Origin of the sequence: Pseudonocardia sp. McavD-2-B (genome assembly GCF_024124365.1) — a bacterium.
Lineage (GTDB): Bacteria > Actinomycetota > Actinomycetes > Mycobacteriales > Pseudonocardiaceae > Pseudonocardia > Pseudonocardia alni.
Window position 1 is genome coordinate 1 of record NZ_JAMXSG010000413.1, and the last position, 3478, is coordinate 3478.

A 3478-nucleotide genomic window follows, 5' to 3' on the forward strand; every position below is an offset into this window, starting at 1 on the left:
GCTCCCGTCGCCACCGAGCCGCTCGCCGCCGACCTGGCCGCCCGGCTCGGGACCGGGGTGGACGTCGTCGACCTCGGGCGGGCGGGCCTCGAGCTGCGCGGCCGGGTCGCGGAGTCCGGCCGGCTGCTGTTCAGCGCCGACGAGGTCGCACGGGTCCGGTTCGAGGTGGACGCCCCCGACCAGTTCCGTCGTCGTCACCTGGTGCAGACGGCCGCGCAGATCTGCATCGACCTGGCCGACCACGTCATCGCCGCCGACGGCCATCGGACCCCGCGGGACGACGGCGACGCCTTCCGGGTCCTCGCCGAGGTGGGTGTGCTCGACGACGGGCTCGCCGGCCGGATGGTGGCCCTCGCCGGCTGACGGCCAGCGCCCGCACGCCGCGGCGCCCCGTCCCGCCGCGGGTGGAGCGGGTCAGGGGATGACGACCGGCCCGGTGGTCGGGGCGGGGTCGTCGGCCCAGCGGTGCCCGGTCTCGCGCGGGGTGACGCCGTCCTCGGACCACGCGGCCAGCAGCTGCGCGACCTTGGCGTGCATCACGGTGCGCAGCCGGTCGAAGGAGTTCTGCGGGTCGTCGTCGACCTCACCGAGCAGCAGCCACCAGGCCCAGGCGACCGCACCGGCGTTGGCGACGAAGTCCGGCAGCACCGGCACGCCGCGGGCGGCGAGCATGGCCTCGGCCTCCGGGGTGGTCGCGGCGTTCGCGGCCTCGACGACCACACGGGCGCGGACGTCGTAGGAGTTGTCCGGGGTGATCGCGTAGGAGATCGCGGCCGGCACCAGGATGTCGACCTCGGCGGAGAGGATCGCGGTGCGCGGGAGCTGCTCGACACCGGCGGGCAGCCGGGTGCGGTCGATCTCGCCGAAGCCGTCACGCAGGTCCAGCAGCGCGGGCACGTCGAGCCCGTCGGCACAGTGCAGGGTGCCCGCGGCGTCGGCCAGCGTGGTGACCTGCATCCCGGCCTCGTACAGGTAGTAGGCGGCCGCACCGCCCATCGTGCCGACGCCCTGGATCGCGACCGTGGTGTCGGCCGGGATCTGGCCCCAGGACACCGCGGAGGCCAGACAGGCGTGCGCGACGCCGTAGCCGCCGATCACGTCGCCCAGCTCGAACCCGCCGTCGACCTCGGCGGTCAGCCCGGTGCGCACCCGCTCCAGGGTGGCGGCCGGGTCGGCGGCACGGCTGATCGCGGCGTGGTAGCTCTGGCCGAGGCCGATCTTCTCGAAGACCTCGTCGATCAGGTGCTGCGGGACGCCGAGGTCCTCCGCGGTCACCCAGTGCGCGTCGATCCAGGGGCGCATGGCCTCGCAGAACCGCTCCAGCACCTCGACGGCGCGCGGGTCCTTCGGGTCGAAGTCGATGCCGCCCTTGGCCCCGCCGATCGGCAGGTCGAAGGTGGCGGTCTTGTTGGCCATGCCCCGTGCGAGGTCCTCGACCTCGGACAACGTGCAGCCGGCCCGCATCCGTGTGCCGCCGGTGGCGAGGCCCGCCCGCAGGGTGTGCACGACCAGGTAGCCGACGGCGCCGGTCACGGCGTCGTTCCACTGCAGGCGCATGTACGGCTCGGGGCGGCGGACGACCGGAGCGACCGTGGGCGCCGGGGCGCCGGCGACGTACGGGGCGGCCGTGGCCGCCGTCTGCGGGGTGCTCCCGGCCGGGTTCTGCATCGTCGTCATGGCGACCCACCTCCTGCTCGTGCTGCACCGGTCGTCGCCGCCAGGGGCCGTTCCGGTCTCGTCGACATCGCGGACCTCGTCGTCCCCCGGCCGCAGACGTTCGGCGACCGATGGCCCCAGGTTGGGGTCGCACCCGGCCCCGCGTCCATTTACGGATCATTCACGGCGCTGTTCACCGTTCCTGCACAGCGCAATAGGCTCGGCCACATGGAGCTGTCCCTGTCTCGGCTGCGGATGCTGCGCGAGCTGCACCGGCGGGGAACCATCACGGCGGCGGCGACCGCGCTGCACTACACGGCGTCGGCGGTGTCCCAGCAGCTCGCGCAGCTCGAGCGCGACGTCGGGACCCGCCTGTTCGAGCGGAGAGGTCGCCGGGTCCAGCTCACCGACCTCGGGGTCCTGCTGGCCGAGCACGCCGAGGAGATCCTCGCCGCGGCCGAGCGCGCCACCCAGGCCCTGGAGGAGGCGGGCGAGACCGTTGCGGCCAAGCTCACCGCCGGGGTGTGGGCCTCGGTCGCCTCGGGCCTGCTGCCCGACGCGCTGACCGCGCTGGCCCGTACCCACCCCGGTGTCGAGGTCCGCACCCGCGAGCTCGCCCCGGAGGAGACCGCGGCCGCGGTGCGCGACGGCGAGCTCGACCTGTCCTTCGTCATCGACTACTCGAACTACCCGATGACGTGGGACAAGGGCCTGGAGCGGGCGGTCATCGCCGTCGAGCGGGTCTACGCGGCGGTGCCCGCCGGGGCCGTGCCGGCCGCGAGCGTGATGCTGTCGGAGCTGGCCGAGCACCCGTGGATCGTGTCGCCCGCCCGGTCGCACTTCGGGCAGGCGGCCCGGCTGGCCTGCCAGAGCGCGGGCTTCGAGCCGCGGATCGACCACGAGGTCGAGGAGCAGGCCACCGCGATGGCGATGGTCGCGGCCGGGCTCGGCGTCACCCTGGTGACCGACCTGGGCCTGGCGCTGCGCCCGCCGGGGGTCGACATCGTCGCGCTCGGCGACGCCCTGACCCGCACGGTGTCACTGGCCTACCGCACCACCACCGCACGACGGGCCGCGCTGCCGCTGGTGATCGAGGCCGTCCGGACCGCGGCGGCGCAGAAGGGTCTCGGCGCCGACGCCCCGATCCCGGTGCAGCCGGACTCGCTCGGGCTGGCCTGACCCGTTCCGCGGCGGAATCGTCGGAACCCGGTCGAACCGTTTCCGCCGCCGGTTCCGAAGAACGGTTGTGCTGACCGAGAACCGGACCGAGGGAAACGGGCCCCTGGCCCTTCCGTCGCGTTCCGTGGCGATCCTGGTGGAACTGCTGGCGATCGCCGCGGCAGTGGCATCGGGGCATCTCGTGGCGGCCCTGGTGGCACCGGCGTCGTCGCCCTTCGTGGCCGTCGGCGACGCGGTCGTGCGGCTCTCGCCGCAACCGGTCGTGGAGTTCGCCAAGTCCGCGTTCGGGACGGCCGACAAGCCGGTCCTGCTCGCCGGGATCGGCGTGCTGCTGGTGCTGCTCGGCGCACTGGCCGGGCTCGCGGCGCGCCGACGGCCCGCGGTGGGGACCGCGGTCGTCGCCGCGCTGGGGCTGCTCGCGGTGGCCGCGGTGCTGACGGGTCCGGTGCCCACCGCGACCGACCTGGCCGCCCCGGTCGTCGCGCTGGTGGTGGGCGTGGCGGTGCAGCGGGGGCTGGACCGCCACGCCCGCCGTCACGGGGGGACCCGCACCGGGAGCGGCGGGAGCGGTGACGGGGTCCCCCGGCGCACCGTGCTCGCGAGGGCCTCGGCCGCCGTCGCCGCCGGGATGCTCGTCGCGGGC

The 3478-nt window shown here is 75.1% G+C and carries 3 protein-coding genes and 1 pseudogene; 3 read left to right on the plus strand and 1 reads right to left on the minus strand.

What is annotated here, in order from left to right; all coding sequences use genetic code 11:
- Positions 1 to 363, plus strand: a 363-nt coding sequence (locus tag NH602_RS29400) for a DUF86 domain-containing protein (protein WP_253069513.1), incomplete at its 5' end; no start/stop codon positions are given.
- A 51-nt stretch (positions 364 to 414) separates the two neighbouring features.
- On the opposite strand, the gene NH602_RS29405 is transcribed toward NH602_RS29400, so the two are convergent.
- The gene (locus NH602_RS29405; RefSeq protein ID WP_253069514.1) at positions 415 to 1557 is read right to left on the minus strand and encodes a Glu/Leu/Phe/Val dehydrogenase; all 1143 of its coding nucleotides are present in this window, start codon (positions 1555 to 1557) and stop codon (positions 415 to 417) included.
- 327 nt (positions 1558 to 1884) lie between these two features.
- Between NH602_RS29405 and NH602_RS29410 the strand changes: the two genes are divergently transcribed.
- Together NH602_RS29410 and NH602_RS29415 are read left to right on the plus strand one after the other, a co-directional pair.
- A complete protein-coding gene (locus tag NH602_RS29410; protein ID WP_179762300.1) occupies positions 1885 to 2835 on the plus strand; it encodes a LysR family transcriptional regulator in 951 nt (316 codons plus the stop codon).
- Positions 2836 to 2959: 124 nt separating this feature from the next.
- A pseudogene (locus tag NH602_RS29415) lies at positions 2960 to 3478 on the plus strand (molybdopterin-binding protein); the annotation flags it as partial.